This window comes from Psychrobacter sp. Sarcosine-3u-12 (genome assembly GCF_002836005.1).
Lineage (GTDB): Bacteria > Pseudomonadota > Gammaproteobacteria > Pseudomonadales > Moraxellaceae > Psychrobacter > Psychrobacter okhotskensis.
Map to the genome: position 1 here is coordinate 22,073 of NZ_PJBY01000096.1, position 16,492 is coordinate 38,564.

General features: G+C 44.2%; 14 protein-coding genes. 11 read left to right on the forward strand and 3 right to left on the reverse strand.

Translation table 11 applies throughout. From position 1 onward, the window contains the following. Position 1 precedes the first annotated feature (1 nt). From nuoM to CXF65_RS07020, 3 genes are all read left to right on the forward strand, one after another. Positions 2 to 1,630 carry an NADH-quinone oxidoreductase subunit M gene (gene nuoM / locus CXF65_RS07010; protein WP_025653104.1) on the forward strand — a complete coding sequence of 543 codons (1,629 nt, stop codon included), beginning with the start codon at positions 2 to 4 and terminating at the stop codon, positions 1,628 to 1,630. A gap of 3 nt (positions 1,631 to 1,633) precedes the next feature. Then, positions 1,634 to 3,112, forward strand: coding sequence for an NADH-quinone oxidoreductase subunit NuoN (gene nuoN, locus CXF65_RS07015; RefSeq protein ID WP_025653105.1), 1,479 nt, complete (start codon positions 1,634 to 1,636; stop codon positions 3,110 to 3,112). Between the two features lie 171 nt (positions 3,113 to 3,283). Beyond that, positions 3,284 to 4,114: a ferredoxin--NADP reductase gene (locus tag CXF65_RS07020; RefSeq protein WP_025653106.1), complete on the forward strand. Its 831-nt coding sequence runs from the start codon at positions 3,284 to 3,286 to the stop codon at positions 4,112 to 4,114. Positions 4,115 to 4,303: 189 nt separating this feature from the next. Here the strand turns inward: CXF65_RS07020 and CXF65_RS07025 are convergent, their stop codons facing one another. Beyond that, positions 4,304 to 5,101 (reverse strand): hypothetical protein, encoded by a 798-nt coding sequence (locus CXF65_RS07025; RefSeq protein ID WP_037026097.1) that lies wholly within the window; start codon positions 5,099 to 5,101, stop codon positions 4,304 to 4,306. A 765-nt stretch (positions 5,102 to 5,866) separates the two neighbouring features. On the opposite strand from CXF65_RS07025, the gene CXF65_RS07030 reads away from it, so the two are divergent. Together CXF65_RS07030 and CXF65_RS07035 are read left to right on the forward strand one after the other, a co-directional pair. After that, positions 5,867 to 6,754, forward strand: coding sequence for an energy transducer TonB (locus tag CXF65_RS07030; protein WP_025653109.1), 888 nt, complete (start codon positions 5,867 to 5,869; stop codon positions 6,752 to 6,754). Between the two features lie 161 nt (positions 6,755 to 6,915). Further along, positions 6,916 to 7,791: a mechanosensitive ion channel family protein gene (locus CXF65_RS07035; protein WP_025653110.1), complete on the forward strand. Its 876-nt coding sequence runs from the start codon at positions 6,916 to 6,918 to the stop codon at positions 7,789 to 7,791. A 93-nt stretch (positions 7,792 to 7,884) separates the two neighbouring features. Here CXF65_RS07035 and ybeY read toward each other — a convergent pair whose 3' ends face one another. After that, positions 7,885 to 8,481 carry an rRNA maturation RNase YbeY gene (gene ybeY / locus CXF65_RS07040; protein ID WP_101211533.1) on the reverse strand — a complete coding sequence of 199 codons (597 nt, stop codon included), beginning with the start codon at positions 8,479 to 8,481 and terminating at the stop codon, positions 7,885 to 7,887. A 144-nt stretch (positions 8,482 to 8,625) separates the two neighbouring features. After that, positions 8,626 to 9,714 carry a PhoH family protein gene (locus tag CXF65_RS07045; protein WP_101211534.1) on the reverse strand — a complete coding sequence of 363 codons (1,089 nt, stop codon included), beginning with the start codon at positions 9,712 to 9,714 and terminating at the stop codon, positions 8,626 to 8,628. A gap of 670 nt (positions 9,715 to 10,384) precedes the next feature. On the opposite strand from CXF65_RS07045, the gene CXF65_RS07050 reads away from it, so the two are divergent. From CXF65_RS07050 to CXF65_RS07075, 6 genes are all read left to right on the forward strand, one after another. Further along, positions 10,385 to 11,695 (forward strand): FAD-dependent monooxygenase, encoded by a 1,311-nt coding sequence (locus tag CXF65_RS07050; protein ID WP_413772498.1) that lies wholly within the window; start codon positions 10,385 to 10,387, stop codon positions 11,693 to 11,695. A gap of 79 nt (positions 11,696 to 11,774) precedes the next feature. Beyond that, the gene (locus CXF65_RS07055) at positions 11,775 to 13,043 is read left to right on the forward strand and encodes an FAD-dependent monooxygenase (protein ID WP_101211535.1); all 1,269 of its coding nucleotides are present in this window, start codon (positions 11,775 to 11,777) and stop codon (positions 13,041 to 13,043) included. Positions 13,044 to 13,081: 38 nt separating this feature from the next. Further along, a complete protein-coding gene (locus CXF65_RS07060) occupies positions 13,082 to 13,780 on the forward strand; it encodes an OmpA family protein (RefSeq protein ID WP_101211536.1) in 699 nt (232 codons plus the stop codon). Between the two features lie 11 nt (positions 13,781 to 13,791). Continuing rightward, positions 13,792 to 14,454, forward strand: coding sequence for an OmpA family protein (locus tag CXF65_RS07065; protein WP_101211537.1), 663 nt, complete (start codon positions 13,792 to 13,794; stop codon positions 14,452 to 14,454). 12 nt (positions 14,455 to 14,466) lie between these two features. Further along, positions 14,467 to 15,126 carry an OmpA family protein gene (locus tag CXF65_RS07070; protein WP_101211538.1) on the forward strand — a complete coding sequence of 220 codons (660 nt, stop codon included), beginning with the start codon at positions 14,467 to 14,469 and terminating at the stop codon, positions 15,124 to 15,126. A 58-nt stretch (positions 15,127 to 15,184) separates the two neighbouring features. Continuing rightward, on the forward strand, positions 15,185 to 16,378 hold the full coding sequence (locus tag CXF65_RS07075) for a hypothetical protein (RefSeq protein ID WP_101211539.1): 1,194 nt from the start codon (positions 15,185 to 15,187) through the stop codon (positions 16,376 to 16,378). Positions 16,379 to 16,492: the final 114 nt, after the last annotated feature.

Here is a 16,492-nt window from a genome sequence, read left to right on the forward strand (position 1 = left end):
GATGATTGAGTTACAACAAACGTGGATGCTACCAGCATTGATTGCAATTCCGTTTATTGCTGGATTGCTGTGTTGGCTGGTAGAGCGCTTTAATAAACGTCTGCCGCGCTGGATTGCTTTAATTGGTATGACGTTGACTTTTGCTTTGTCACTGGTACTGTGGCAATACGGTGATTTTGGTGGTATGAGCAAGCAGGTGATTGCACCAGATGCTGCTGTGCCTTGGGTCGCTGAATTTATGGTGCCTTGGATACCGACTTTTGGTATTAGTTTTCATTTAGCGATGGATGGCTTGTCGCTTATGATGGTGGCTCTTACAGGGCTACTGGGTATCGCAGCAGTGGCCTGTTCGTGGAATGAGATTCAGCGCCGCGTTGGTTTCTTTCATCTAAACTTGCTGTGGAGTTTGGGCGGCGTTATCGGTGTTTTCTTAGCAATTGACTTGTTTTTATTCTTCTTCTTTTGGGAGATGATGCTGGTTCCTATCTACTTCTTGATTGCTATTTGGGGTCATGATGTGGTCGGTGGCAAGACCAAAGAATACGCGGCAACCAAGTTCTTTATCTATACCCAAGCGTCTGGCCTCATCATGTTGGTCGGTATCTTGGTACTGGTCATCATTAGCTACGCACAAAAAGGCGTGGTCAGCTTTAATTATAATGACTTACTCGGTACGTCGCTCGGCGGTTGGGAATATCCCATCATGCTGTGCTTCTTTATCGGCTTTGCGGTCAAGCTACCGATTGTTCCTTTTCACGGCTGGCTACCTGACGCCCATGCGCAGGCACCAACCGCTGGTTCGGTGGATTTGGCAGGGGTTTTGATTAAGACGGCCGCTTATGGTTTGATTCGTTTTGTCTTACCACTGTTCCCAGCCGCATCACAAGATTTTGCGCCGATAGCCATGACCTTGGGTACGATTGGTATCTTTTATGGCGCATGGCTTGCCTTTATGCAAACCGATATGAAGCGTCTGCTGGCTTATACCAGTATCTCGCACATGGGTTTTGTGGTATTGGCAATCTATGCAGGTACGTTGCTCAGCTTGCAAGGTTTGATGATTCAAATGCTGGCCCATGGCTTAAGCTCAGCTGCCCTATTTATTATGGCAGGGCAGTTGTACGAGCGTCTGCATACCCGCGATTTGACCTTGATGGGCGGTATGTGGGGTCAGTTCCGCTATTATGCACCGATACTAATGTTCTTCTGTGCCGCTTTGTTAGGTATTCCCGGTACCGGTAACTTCATTGGCGAGTTCATGATCTTATTAGGCGCATTTGCTCAGTATCCCGTGTTTGTGATATTGGCCACCTTTAGCTTGGTATTGGCAGGGTTGTACTCGCTTATCTTGATTCATAGCGCGTTGTTTGGTACCAATAATGTTAAAGAATTGGCCATGCGCGAGACCAAATCACACGGTTTACCGAGCCGCAAATTAAAAGATTTGGGCAAACGTGAGCTGTCATTATTACTGATGCTCGCCGCAGGCTTGGTCTGGCTCGGACTGTATCCACAGCCGTTCCTTGATACCTCAAGCCACGCGATGCAGTGGATTAATAATGCCTATATATATAGTCAAGTGACACAAGTAGACGCATCGCAGCTGCTTGATGCAATGGAGGCACGTTAAGTCATGAATGAATTTACGATGAATGATTTGATGGGACTGATGCCTTATGCACCGATCATTGCCGTCGTCATTACGGTATTGCTGGTAATGATCGCCATCACTATTAAACGCTCACATATGATAACCGGCACTATTACAGTCGTTGGTCTTAATATTGGTCTGTTTACGTTAATTGGGCAAATGGCAGGCATCATTACTAGTGGGTCGCAGTTACCAGTCGCCGAACAGCTTTTTGTGATTGATAACTTTGCGCAGTTCAACATGGTAGTGATATTGATCTGTGCGCTGGCTTGTTGTACGTTGTCTTATGCTTATTTGGCTGATTTCAAAGACAATAAAGATGAGCTGTACTTGCTCATGCTGCTATCGACCACTGGCGCGCTGCTCATGGTCTGTGCTCAGCATATGGCATCGTTCTTTATGAGCTTAGAGCTGCTCTCAGTGCCACTCTATGGTCTGTTGTCTTATACTTACATGCGCAATCGCTCGCTTGAATCAGGGCTTAAGTATCTGGTGCTGTCAGCGACGGCATCGGCAACCTTGCTAATGGGCATGGCCTTTATCTATGCGCAAGTCGGCACGTTGGCCTTTAAACCGATTAGTATTATGTTGGGTGACGTGTTTGAGTCGCCACTATTAATACTCGGCGCGGCAATGATGATGTTCGGTATTGCGTTTAAACTGTCGGCTGCACCCTTTCATATGTGGACGCCCGATGTTTACGAAGGCGCACCGGCACCGATTGCCACGTTTTTAGCATCGGTATCAAAGGTCGCTATGATGGCGCTTGCAGTACGGTTCTTAATCGATACGTCTTTATTGGCATTACCGTCGGTACAGATGTTACTGATGGTTATGGCGACCTTATCGATTTTGGCGGGTAACTTGTTGGCAGTCCGTCAGACTAGCCTAAAACGCTTATTGGGTTATTCATCCATTGCGCATATGGGTTACGTGCTTATTGTCATCGTCAGCATTGGTACGGCAGCGGATAGTATTTCTAGCATGTATATGGCCGTTTATGCGTTTACCTCTATCGGTGCTTTTGGTGTGGTGACCTTGATGTCGAGCCCGTATCGATTGGCTGGTGAAGCGGATGAGCTGACCCATTATCAAGGGCTGTTTTGGCGTCGTCCGGTGCTGACCGCTGTTATGACAATTATGATGTTGTCATTGGCTGGTATTCCACTGACGGCAGGCTTTATCACTAAGTTGTTTGCGATATTGGCTGCGGTACAAGGCACGCATTGGTTCTTGGCGGCTATGATTATCTTGGGTAGTGCCATTGGCTTGTTCTATTACTTGCGCGTGATGCTTACCTTATTTAAACGTCCTAAGCAATTTATCGAGTTTGACGTCGCTGGACAATGGGGTATTCGTACCGGTGGTATCATGGTGATTGCCGCGACTGCGCTGATTGTTTTCTTCGGTATCTTGCCAAACACCTTAATTGAGTGGGCAAGTCTGGCTCGTATTTGGTAATACTATTATAAATGTAAGGTAAGTCGCTGCATTTTTATGGAGCTGCTTATCTGCTGTTACGGTTAGAAAAACAAGATGCGCCCGCTTTATGATAAGCTTGGCGCATCTTTTTTTGTACTTTTTAAATTCTTATAAGTATAAATCTTAATAAAATATGAGTGACAAATGATTATGAGTGACAATATCCAAAGCGTGACGGTACTGAGTAAAACCACTTGGACCCCGAATTTGTTTAGCTTTACCGTCAGCCGTCCAGATAGTTTTAAATTTACGGCGGGGCAATTTGTACGTTTGGGTGTCAACCCGAGTCAATTAAAATATTATCAGCAGCAAGGCGAGTCTGCCAAAGATGCACCTAATGCTGCATTGAATGAAGATATCTTTCGTGCCTATTCTATCGTCTCATCTCCTTTTGATGAGGTATTAGAGTTTTTCTCTATCGTGATTCCTGATGGCGCGTTCACCTCGCAGCTGCAGCACTTACAAGTGGGCGATGAGCTATTGCTCAATACCATGCCGTTTGGTTTTTTAACCTTAGCACGTTATCAAAAGCCGTTGCCAAAAGACTTATGGCTGCTGGCGACAGGTACGGGCTTGGCACCGTTCTTGTCGATGCTACAAGACTTGCAAACGTGGCAGGATTACGATCATATTGTCTTGGCGTATAGTGCGCGCTCGATAGAGGAGCTGGCCTATGTCGAGCAGATTGAACGCTTGCAAGAAGACTTTGGCTCGCTGGTCGATAATCCAGCCAAATTAATCTTCATTCCTATTGTTACTCGTGAGCCAGTTGAGGGCGCACTGACAGAGCGGCTACCAAAACTGCTATTAGATGGTACGTTACAAGAACGCGCGGGCATAGCGTTAGACACTGAGAGCACGCATGTTATGTTATGTGGCAATCCAGATATGGTAGAAGACACTAAAGAAACGCTAAAGTCGTTAGGTTTGGTGATGAATCGTCGCGGTGAGGGCAATATTGCGGTAGAAAACTACTGGTAACGCTCGCTATAGTTAGTAAAAAGTAATATCGATACATGACGCACTGCTGATATCAATTTTCCTTGCTTGCTTGCTGTGCCTGCGCAGACAGAGGCTACAAAAAATTGGTATCAATAAAAAAACGCTGACTCTTAAAAGACCATAGTCTCCAAGAATCAGCGTTTTTTTATGAGCTAAGAGTAATAATGTCTAAACTTGACTCGGCTCAGTGGCATCAGCAATTGGATTGATTGGGCCTTGCATCAGCTCAGGCTCATCATCGTCACCAATGATGTCTTCGTTGCTGCTCGCTGCCAATAGATCTCGATAATTGATTTGCGTTTTCAAAATCATTTGCTCTTCTTCAATTTCGCCATAATTTACTTGCACCTTATGCAAAGTGCTCATGATTTTTTTGTTCTTCTTCAGCCAGCGATTGATATCAAGATAGATGACTTCGTCTTTTGCGCGAGCGATATTGATATAGGACAAAATAAAACCCAACGGGTCTTTTTTCAAGATGCGGTGATAGAACCAGATAAAGAGCTTAATGCCTTGGCGCTTGATAAACGACTCGCAGCGTAGGTTGAGCACATCGGTATAAGTCTGCTGCCCAAATACAAAGCGCTGTACATTGCGATCAAGCTGCACATGAACCAAGCTAAAATTACTGGCAACTTCCGCATAAATACCGGCTGCATTTATCGTGCAGTATAAGCGGAACCAATCGTCATGCATCTCAACACGCAGCTCTAAGATGGCTTTGACATTGTCGGTCACGAACTTTTGCAGGGCATCATTGACATAGATTTGTGCCACTGGCAGCGATAGCTCGTCCTCAAACTTGTCAGTCGTTTTGTTATATATATTCTTAATAGTCTGGGTCAGGCGCTCCCAACCATCGCTGAATGACTCGTCAAAACGATAGCCGATACTATCGAAGAAGTCATCGAAGCTGTCTGAATTATTCATGTTATCAAAATCACTCAAACTTATTATCCTTATCATTATCGGGCAGCAACATCAGAGGCGACGCAAAGTAGCGTTTATGAAAAATAGCGTCTATAAAATAGAAAACGTCTTGTAAAAGTCAGACATGCTACATGAGTTCAAAGTAGTTTTGGCTCAAAAAATGGTCACTATAAAACGGGTTTAAATGACATATATTGATACTAGGGCGTGTCCTCAATTCAAGCGATGAACCTCTAAATGAACTAAAAATGGCTAAATTTTGTCAAACGTCGTCAAAGAGCTGGGCAATATCCCGATATTATCTGCGCTGTTTTCCTTGATTGACTGCAATTTATTTCATTTTTATCTCCATTTTTCAAAGGAGGACACGCCCTAAGCTTAGAGCAGCGCTATGTCATATACAATAGAAATTCACGATTGTTAGGGTAATACCTACTATTTATTATTGTCATCATTAGAAACAGTATATAACAAATCAGCAGCATGCAAAATGAACACATGCGTTTTGTCGCTATTCATTTAAACCTATTGCAGGTTAATAAACTAATAATGTACCCCTGTTAACGGATATTCGTCATAAAACTGTCTCACCCTCGCTAGGTTATGACTTTGCCAAAAAAGGCCAAGATGATGCAATGTGCAACGGTTATGCTAGCGACATAATTATGTGTCATGTTATGATAGCGCCGACATATGCTCATGTGCTTTAAATAGCGCGCGCCAACATTACAATCATATTGTCTGCACCCTTTATTTATAAATAACTATAAGCTCGCTCATACCTAAAAGCTGAGACCAATTGTGGCCTATATCAAAGACTCGCAAAGCTACCACTTTTCAGCGCAAACCCCTAAGCGTGATATTAGCTTGCCTGTTGCTATTGTCATCGCCGTTGTCGTCCATGCGGTGATTATTTTTGGTATCAGCTTTTCGATGGGCAAAGACCCTGCCGCGATGATGCAAGACGTGGCTAAGGCACTTACCGATAATATGCAGCCGAATGAAGATGCGCATTTTATTGCCAATGCCTCCCAAGAGGGCGGTGGCACAGTGCGTGAACCGTTGCGGCAAGAGAGCGATCAGAGCAGTCCGCTCTCTGCTGAGCAAATGAGCGAAACGCAAGATGTGATCAGTTTGCAGCGCCAAGTGCGCCAGCAGCGCTATCAAGAGAGCTATCTGCGTACCACGCTGAGCTGGCGGCAGGCTACGGTAGAGTCTGATAATGACAGTAAGCAAGCAAAAGATGATCTCATGGCGCAAGAAGAGCGGCTGCGTAAAGAGATTGCCACGTTAGAGGCGCAACTGTCTCAGCGTCAGCAGCTCTACGCGACCAAGTCGAAAGTGGTGACCGTTGACAGTAATTCAACGACGCGTGGTGCAGCTGCCGATTATATCAATACTTTTCGTGAGCACGTCGAGCGCGTTGGCAACTTACAGTATCCTGCCCAAGCGCGTGCGCAAGGTATTACGGGCGAGGTGCGCCTCATGGTTATTATCAATCATGATGGCAATATTAAAGCCATTCGTCTGCTTGAAAGCTCAAACTCCACGATACTCGATGAAGCTGCCAAGCAATCAGTACGGCAAGCAGCGCCCTTTGGCAAATTCACTGAAGACATGCATGATATCGTCGAGTTGCGTTTGATACGTACCTATCGTTATAGTGACAAAGTAGACGTGACTTATTAAACTGTTAAAAGCCCATTCTATTTTTCAAAATGACGTCTATAACGGTATAAATTTAACGACAATTTTTTAATGATAGTCTTTAATGACCGTTTTTTAATAATCGTGTCTTTTATAGCAACTACCCACATTCATAAAACACAGTAATAGAGTAAAGAGTCAGTATGGAATTTTTAGGTTTTACCGTAGATGTTGCCAGCTTAACCAGTAACGCTTTAGGCTTAGTTATTAAAGTGGCCTTAGCCATACTCATATTCGTCGTAGGGCGCTGGCTGGCAAAAAAAGCTGTCACCGTCGCGCATCGAATTATGCTACGTAGCCACTTAGATGACACCGTTGCAAGCTTTTTAGGTCGGTTAATTTATGGGGTACTGCTGGTCGTGGTATCTTTGGCTGCGCTAAGTAAAGTTGGCGTACAGACTACCTCGGTTGTCGCTATATTAGGTGGTGCTGCGGTTGCGATTGGTCTGTCCCTCAAAGATCAGCTGTCAAACTTCGCGGCTGGTATCATGATTGTGACTTTTCGTCCCTTCGTACGCGGTGATTTTGTGCAGATCAGCAGTTACACTGGCACCGTCACTGAGATTACGCTAGTCAATACGCATATTACGACGACCAACAATCACGATATTATTATTCCTAATAGCAATATCACTACCTCAGCGGTCATCAACTATACGGCGCTGCCCAATCGCCGTGTCGATATCACAGTAGGTATCGGCTATGATGCCGATATTAAAACGGCAAAAGAGGTCATGCTAAGTTTGGCTAGAAATAATGCAATGGCCTTTACGGACCCTGAGCCCATCGTACGGGTGACCAACCTAGGTGATAACTCGGTTGATCTGACTTTAAATGTCTGGACGACTAACGCCGACTGGTGGTCAATGCAATGTGACTTGCTTGAACAGTTTAAACATGCGCTTGATGATGAGAAAATTGAGATTCCATTCCCGCAGCGCAGTGTCCATGTCAAAGGTCTAGATCAAATGATTAACCAAATGGGTGAGGCACAAAAGCTAACCATGACTAAAGACTAACCAAAGATTGTCCGCATAAATTTAACTGTTTATTAACTTATCGCTTAATAACCGTTATTAACTTAACGGTTATTAAGTTAAACAGCCATTAAATTAAATATAAGGATTTGGTAGGTTTAAACCTGCCAAAATCTCAATCTCAAAACTTTCCATCTCATCTTGCTCGGTCTGTCCGAGCTCATGATCAAACCCTAATAAGTGCAGCATACCGTGTATCAATAGGTGACTAATATGCTGCGCGACGGTTTTGTTTTGCTCGGCGGCCTCACGTACCATGACTTCATGACAAATAATTAGCTCACCCAGCGGCAGCGTTGGCATCAGCTCAAGAATGTTGGCTGGCATCTCACTGGGGTAGGACAGAATATTGGTCGCATAATTTTTGCCACGCGCTTCCAGATTTAACTCGCGTCCCTCCGCCTCATCCGTAATATATATATCGAGTGCTTTTGGCTTCTGTTGCCATTGCTCATGACTGATATCTGCAAAATAAGGCAGCGTCATGCCAGTGTTAATACGTTTATCGATATAATTTAAAGTCGCCATTATGACTGACAACAGACTATCTTCACTATAAAAGCGCTCAATCAAATCATCATTAATACTGTCAATAGCGCTGACATTGAGCTCAGCACTGGTGAGATTGTTTGCATCTGTTTCATTCATATTATTATCATTAGATTGGTTCATTTTTCTATCCTATTAACAAATAGCACGGCCTAATAAAAAACCGAACTACTGTCTTTAGTAATCCGGTTTTGATTAGTTTGAAGCTAAACGTTTTAAAGCTAAACGTTTCATGATAGCTACAATTCAACAGCTATAGCTTTTCACCTATAGTTTAGCCGCCGCGTTACTTATCGCTTGTCTGCGCTCTTGCTCAGCTAAGCGTTCTTGTTTGCGTTTTTCTTCTAGTATCAACTGCTCATTATCAAACACATCATAAGCTTCAACGATTTGTTGCACCAACTGATGGCGGACCACGTCTTTTGAATCAAACTTAGTGATATGAATCTCTTCGATACCGCTTAGGATTTCGAGCGCCTGCGTCAGTCCTGATTTGGTACCGCGGGGCAAATCGACCTGAGTAATGTCACCCGTGATGACTGCACGTGAGCCAAAGCCTAAGCGTGTCAAAAACATTTTCATTTGCTCAGGCGTGGTGTTCTGCGCTTCATCCAAAATGACAAACGAATTGTTCAAAGTACGACCACGCATATAGGCCAGCGGGGCAACTTCAATGATTTGCTTCTCAATCATTTTGCCGACTTTTTCAAAGCCAAGCATCTCGTACAACGCATCGTATAAAGGGCGTAAGTAGGGATCGATTTTTTGTGACAAGTCACCGGGTAAAAAGCCTAACTTTTCGCCTGCTTCTACCGCAGGGCGCACTAATAAAATACGCTCAATCTCATTACGCTCTATCATATCGACGGCACAAGCGACTGCCAAATAAGTCTTACCGGTACCGGCAGGCCCAATCCCGAACGACACATCGGACGATAAAATATCTCTCACATAACGCTGCTGATTGCCACCGCGCGGAATTATTTTACCATTACGAGTACGCAAGCTGATCGGGGTAAACTCACTAGCAGTAGCTAAGTCGTCCTTATTCTCCTCAGCAGCTGCTTGCTCATCTTCCTCATTGTCTTGATCGCGCGAGATGCTTGACTGGATAATGAGGTGCAGCTCTTCTGCGCTAATATCTTTTGAATTTTGAGCTTCATCGACCATTTTATAAATGATACGTTCGCCGCGCTCAACGCCAGTGATATCGCCACTCAAACAAAAATCGCCTTGGCGTTGGCTAATTTTGATATCGAGGCGTTCTTGGATATATTTCATGTGGTTATTGTATTCACCAAGCACGGTTTTTAGCTGTGCTGGAGTCAATGATTCGAACTTTATACGGCGGCTCATGGAGTCAGTCAATCGATTATCCTTATATTGGTAGCCCGATGCTATTGCTATTTATTGATAGAAGCAGGGGCATAATAGATAAAATAGTCAGTAATGCTTTATTGCTTTTAGAGAGTAGCGACAACAATGACGGTAAAATTATTGTGGGGTTTGTGGATGATAATAAGTGAATGGCCTGCCTTCATTATGGTAGATAGATTTTAAAATTCAAGCAATAGATGGCGTGAAAGGCCTTGTTTTTGTATGACGATTGCAACCGCTGCGCCAAGATTTTACAAGCGCTGATGCTTAAACTATATAACTTTGTGTCTCAAGCACACTATCACTGCTGTTTTAGATATTTCAATAGTTTTTGTACACGCTGTCTATACCGTCGAGAGCACAGAATAGTAGACAATTTGTGGTAATCTATCAGCCATATCATCACAATTTAATTAGTTATAGTGGTGAAAAATAATATCAGCCATACCGTCGCGTTTTTAGGATATTTTGACTATATCTAAATAGCTAACTTAACAGAGAAATTCACGTCTTAATAGAACGATGACGTTTTTAGATAGAACAATATAACGTCTACGATAATAACGTTCTTGAAGGTTCATCAATAACTCGTTTTTGCTAATGATGGATAGCCAGCCAGCATGCTAAAGAGATCACATAAGGAATAATAATGACACAACAGAAAGGTTCAAATTTATCGAATGCTACAAACCAGTCTAAAAATACAAAGGCAATGACTGAGCAGCAAGTCCTTATCGCCGGCGGTGGTCATGTAGGCTTGTCTTTTGCGCTGTTACTCGCACATCATGGTATTGGTAGCACCTTGCTTGAGAAGATGAGCTATCCAACCATTAGTCCCAGTGATGATGCTAAGCGCCGCCATTATTTGGATAGCCGTAATACTGCTTTATCGCGGCGCACGGTACAGATCTATCAAGAGATTGGCCTTTGGGATGAGCTGCAAAGTCACGCTTGCCGTATTGATGCGGTGCAAATTAGCGAGCAGGGCAGCTTTGGGCGCGCGCAATTAAACAAAGCGGAAGAGCGGGTCGAGTCATTCGGCCAAGTAATGGAAAATGCGTGGCTCGGACGCAAGCTGTTATTAGCTGCGCAACAAGAACCGCTGATCACTTTGATTGATAATGCCAATGTCACGGCAGTTGCGCAGCAAAACGATATGGTGACGCTGAGCTTTAGCCGTCATGGTGAAAAGGACGATGAGCAGCAATTGCAGGGCAGCGTGTTGGTCGCTTGTGATGGTCGTGACTCTACCGTACGTCAGCTATTGAATATCGGCACGACAACTTATGATTATCAGCAAACTGCTATCGTCGGCGTGGTAGAGACTGACAAGCCACATGAGCATGTGGCGATTGAGCGTTTTAGCCCAGCAGGGCCACTGGCGGTATTGCCATTGACCGATCCAGAAGGTGATGGTAATGATGACTATCAAAAAGGCTATAGACGTTCAGTCGTTTGGGTTTGTCCAACGGGTGAGGAAACGCAGTATCTAGAAGATGGTGCGCATTTCTTGGCAACCTTGCAGCAGGCTTTTGGCGCGCGCGCTGGCACCTTTATAGCGGCTGGTCGTCGCGGCGCTTATCCTTTAACGCGAGTGCTCGCTGACAAACAAGTCGAGGGTCGCTGCGTCATCATGGGTAATGCAGCGCACACCTTGCATCCAGTCGCTGGACAAGGCTTTAACCTGTGTATGCGTGACGCTCATGTACTGGCGCAAATGATGAGTAGGCAAGTGTTAAAGGGCGCAGATATCGGTGATACGCAACTGTTAAAACGCTATGAGAAGGCACGTCAAACGGATCAAAAACGCGTCATTCGCTTTTGTGATGCCGTCGTACATGGCTTTACGCATCCAAATCCAGCGGTGAAGCTGGCACGTAACGTGGCTTTGGTTGCCTTTGATAAACTGCCAAATATTAAGCCGCTAATCGCTAACTATGCGATGGGCTTGAAGTCGTAGTTTGTCATAGCACGAGCACGTTATATTAATTGTCTATACCAATGTTCTATACGATGGCACTTAAATGTAGGAATAACTTATGAAAAATAATCATACGCTGATTATCGGTAGCGGTATTGTTGGGGCGACATTGGCGTTAAAACTGGCGCAAGCAAAAATGCCCGTGACGTTGATTGATGCACGTCCTGCGCGTGATGAGTCGGATTGGCAAGAAGTATTGAGCGCTCGCGACGCTCGCGTTTATGCACTGAGCGTGGCCAGTATTAACTTGCTGAGCGATGTCGGCGCGTGGCAAAAGATTGCTGCCTCTGAGCGTAAAGCGGACTACTCACAAATGCAGGTATGGCAACTCAACGGTATGGGCGAGCTGTTATTTGGCGATAGCAGCGACAATCATCCTAACAGTACGCTGCCGCAAATGCTTGGCAGCATGGTTGAGCCCGCCATCATTGAACATGCGTTATGGCAGCGTTTATCTGAAGATGATGTCAGTGACTATTTAACCGTCATCGCTGGACATAAAGTTATCAATATGGATTGGCTGGGTGCAGAGCAAGGTTATCGTGTCACCGTTGATGATGGTACTGTGATTGACGCTCAATTATTAGTGGGCGCGGATGGCCGCGGTTCATTTGTGCGCCAGCAAGCCGCTATCGAACTAGATACTTTAGACTATAAGCAAACGGCGATTTGCTGCGCTATTCAAACTGAAAAACCTCACCAAGCAACCGCCCGTCAGGCGATGCTGCCCACAGGTACGCTGGCACTATTGCCGTTAGCGGATATCACTGATGCAGATAAAGCCAAGCCGCAACACTGGCAGTCGATCGTGTGGACGTTGCCGCGCAATCAAGCATTGGCGTTGATAGAGGAGGACGCGCGCGTCATTGCTGATAAATTGGCTGCTGCCAGTAACTATGAGCTAGGTGCTATCACTCAGATTGAGTCCATCGCGAGCTTTCCACTGACCGCGCAACAAGCGAAAAGTTATGTCGCAGATAATTTGGTCTTAATCGGTGATGCGGCACATGGCGTGCATCCGCTGGCAGGTCAAGGGTTGAATCTGGGCATGCTCGATGTGCAGACGTTAAGCGAGCAATTGTCACACGACTTTGCCCGTAGCGGTGGAACCAGTTGGGGCAGCAATCAAACGTTGCGTAGCTACGAGCGTTTGCGCCGTCCGCATAACAGTCTAATGATGCATAGCTTTTCCGCGCTTAACTGGCTATTTGCAGGGTCGCTTGCACAGATGCGTCCTATTCAACAAATCCGCAGCGAAGGTATGTATCGAGTTGGCAAGATTAAGCCATTGATGAGACTGTTTGCTAAGCAGGCGAGCGGGGTTTAGCGTTTTATTGAAGTTATTAACTACACTAAGGATGGCGTATGAAAACTAAGTCATGGATGACGATAGCCGTGGTAATAGCTAGTTTTACTTTAACTTCCTGCCAATCCGTACCCAAAAAAACCATAATCGATGAAAAGGCAGACAACACACCTAAAGTCCTGATAGAGCCACTTGCAGATACAGACAATGATGGCGTGCCCGATGAACTTGATAACTGTCCAAACACTCCTAAAGGGGTAGTGGTAGATGAGTATGGCTGTCCAGTAGCGGTGAGCTTGATCGATTATCTTACGATGGAGCTACGAGTTTTCTTTGAGCAAAATAGTAATGAGTTGCAAACGAAGTACTTACCAGAAGTAGAAAAAGTAACGGAAAAAATGCATAGTGATCCTGAGCTGGTGGTAGTCTTATCTGGTCACATCTCGGAGCCTGAAGCTGCGCAAAAATCAGTAGATATAGACGGAAAAACGAATCAAGTAAAAGCTGATAAACGTCTATTAGGCCGTGAGCGGGCACAGGTAATAAAAACTGCTTTGATTAACAGAAATATAGCTGCTGATAAAATTTATACGTTTGATTGCGCTGATAGTATGCCGATTGCACCTAACGATAATGAGGAAGGCGCTTTAATGAACCAGCGTATTTATGGTAAAGCGTTAAAGGCAGATGATTTTTATACGGGCAGTGGTAATGAGCACTCACTCACGTACTATAAAGAATTTTGTCAGCAATTTTAAAGGTAGAAGACATGACCATGCTATTAAGAAGTACGCTTGTTGTTTTAATCAGCGTCTTAACGCTATCCGCATGTCAAACCGCCGATTTGTCTAAGCAAACAAGTCAAACCATCAACATGCCAACGGTTGTCGTTAATTTAGATAGTGACAATGATGGCGTTCCTGATGAGTTGGATCAGTGTCCAAATACGACAGAGAACGTGGTAATGGACGAAAGAGGTTGTCCTGAGGTTATAAGTCTTATTGGTATGCCTCCAATGATGGAGTATCGTGCTTTTTTTACCAAGGATAGCAGTGAGCTATTGCCACCGTATCATGATGAGCTTAATAGAGTAGCAGAACAGATGAATAACTATGAGACGGCTACTATAAAAATTGAAGCTCATGTCTCAGAGGACGAGGTCAATGAAGCTTCTACCTCAATTTTGCAATCGAACTCGCTGGCTAAGAGTAGAGCGCTCATTGTTAAAAATTACCTAATTTTAAATCACAAAATTGAGCCTAGTCGTCTGACTACTCTCGATTGCGGTATTAAAGGTTCTATTGCACCTTCTGATACCGAGGAAGGCAGATCTATGAATCGTAGAGTTTATAGCTTAGTAAGCGATTCAAAAAACCACAAAGCTGATCATTATCAAAATGACCTAGGCTCAAACAGATGTATCGAGTTTTAAAGGTAAAATACAATGATAATTAAACCAAGAAATACGTTTTTAGTTTTGGTAAGTGCTTCATTATTAACAGGCTGTCAAACCGCCGACTTGTCTAATCAAGCAACTCAAATTATTGATATACCAGTTGTTGAAGCTATTTTAGATAGCGATGGCGACGGATATTCTGATGATATAGACATGTGCCCAGGTACTCCAAGAAATGTAGTAACAGATGAAAGGGGTTGTCCCTTTACTGGCATGGGGATAGGTCTAAAAATGGAATATCGTGCCTTTTTTGCCAAGGGTAGCAGTGAGCTATCGCCAGAGTATCAGCTTGAGCTTGATAAAGTAGCAGCAAAGCTGCAAGAGTACTATACGGCAACTATGCGTATTGAAGGGCATGCCACCACAAATGAAATATCCGCTACTGATACAGCCCTGCAACCTAATTCTTTAGCAAGAAATAGGGCGCTTATCGTCAAAAACTATCTGATAATGCAGCATCAAATTGATCCTAATCGTTTAAGTGCCTTTGGTTTTGGTGCTGAACAGCCTATTGCATCCTCTGATACTGAAGAAGGTAAGTCTATGAATCGCCGAGTTTATGGGGTAGCTACTGCAGATTTTGATACCGAAGAGGAGATGTCTATGCACCGCCGAGTTACTAGTATAACTATGGAGCCTGAAGATTAATTATTTAATGGTCAATCAGCAGATTTTGATTTAAAACAGCTATACCAAGGCAAATCCTATGCTCATCCCGAAGTACTGGGCGCAACACAAACAGCGCTTTGAATCGCTAGAAACGTCTAGTAACCCTTCCAAGCAAGCCACTATGAAACGTTACGGTTGGTCAGATGTCAGTCAAGCAGAAGCGCTAAGCCATGCTAAATCTCGCGTGAGTGAGGCGCATAACTGCTGGCTGGCAGGTGAAGATATCTTACGTCGTGAGCGCAGGGAAGAATATAACGCAAGCAACGGTATTCCCATTCGTGAAGAGATTATTTCTAGGCATGATTTTCCAGAAAATGAATTATCCACTAATAGTGCAGCAGTGACGAAGCTTATCGTTACGCGTAATAGTTACGGCGCACAAGTCGCCAACGTTGATAACATCGCTATTATTGATGTTGATAATGACGATTTATTGCGTCATATCTATCCTGATGATTATACCCATCATGGCTTTATGCCTGCCTTTCTCGTTAATCAAAGTAATCCCACCAGCAAAATTAAAATTTGGTTTTTTGTTATTGCCTTTATACTCATCGCCAGTGTCATCGCTTGGCTAGGATTGTCATGGTTATGGCTGTTAGTCGTTATGTTTGGTGTGACTGCTTATTTGTGGCAACAAGCCAGTGCCAGAGACAAGACCCGCACGCAAAAATATGCCGATGACGCCGCCTCGTTACTGCCTTATATGACAGATTTAATCATAAATCGCGTCGCCAATTATCCCAACGAGTCCTTTCGTTTATATCAGACGCCTGCAGGTTTTCGTATTATCGCCACACACGATACCATTTCGCCAAGTGATAAATTAGTCGAAGAATGGTTTGAGTATTTCCATGCGGATGCCAATTATGTGCGGCTGAGTCAGGTGCAGCAGTGTTTTCGAGCGCGGTTGACTGCCAAGCCGTGGCGTATGACTGAGGTTGAAAATAATAAGTTGGCTAAAGATATCCCTGCTAAGGACTTTTGGTTTGGCTCTGATAATACCGATGTGGAGAATAGCATTGAGCAACGTCAAGACGCGTTAAAGGCGCGTAAACAGTGGATTGTTGACTATGATCGTTTTGCCCAAGGCTATCGAGCGTGCCATTATGTTGAAAGTATGGCTGGTAAAGAAGTTGCTAATAACAGCAAAGTACAAGCCAGTATTGATGATTTTGTACAATGGCATGACCGTGCTTGTCAGGTGAATAAAGCGCTGCCGATGGCTTAATTCAGATTTTACTTTACTTTTACCTGACAGGTAAATGAGTTTTGGATCATCTCACGGAAGTATTGTTTTCAAGGAAGAATCATAATGAAACGCTATTGTATTTTATTATTAACC

Coding starts and splice junctions, on each gene's coding strand:
- nuoM (WP_025653104.1), top strand. CDS start 2: ATGATTGAGTTACAACAAACGTGGATGCTACCAGCATTGATTGCAATT.
- nuoN (WP_025653105.1), top strand. CDS start 1,634: ATGAATGAATTTACGATGAATGATTTGATGGGACTGATGCCTTATGCA.
- CXF65_RS07020 (WP_025653106.1), top strand. CDS start 3,284: ATGAGTGACAATATCCAAAGCGTGACGGTACTGAGTAAAACCACTTGG.
- CXF65_RS07025 (WP_037026097.1), bottom strand. CDS start 5,101: ATGATAAGGATAATAAGTTTGAGTGATTTTGATAACATGAATAATTCA.
- CXF65_RS07035 (WP_025653110.1), top strand. CDS start 6,916: ATGGAATTTTTAGGTTTTACCGTAGATGTTGCCAGCTTAACCAGTAAC.
- ybeY (WP_101211533.1), bottom strand. CDS start 8,481: ATGAACCAATCTAATGATAATAATATGAATGAAACAGATGCAAACAAT.
- CXF65_RS07045 (WP_101211534.1), bottom strand. CDS start 9,714: ATGAGCCGCCGTATAAAGTTCGAATCATTGACTCCAGCACAGCTAAAA.
- CXF65_RS07050 (WP_413772498.1), top strand. CDS start 10,385: ATGACACAACAGAAAGGTTCAAATTTATCGAATGCTACAAACCAGTCT.
- CXF65_RS07055 (WP_101211535.1), top strand. CDS start 11,775: ATGAAAAATAATCATACGCTGATTATCGGTAGCGGTATTGTTGGGGCG.
- CXF65_RS07060 (WP_101211536.1), top strand. CDS start 13,082: ATGAAAACTAAGTCATGGATGACGATAGCCGTGGTAATAGCTAGTTTT.
- CXF65_RS07065 (WP_101211537.1), top strand. CDS start 13,792: ATGACCATGCTATTAAGAAGTACGCTTGTTGTTTTAATCAGCGTCTTA.
- CXF65_RS07070 (WP_101211538.1), top strand. CDS start 14,467: ATGATAATTAAACCAAGAAATACGTTTTTAGTTTTGGTAAGTGCTTCA.
- CXF65_RS07075 (WP_101211539.1), top strand. CDS start 15,185: ATGCTCATCCCGAAGTACTGGGCGCAACACAAACAGCGCTTTGAATCG.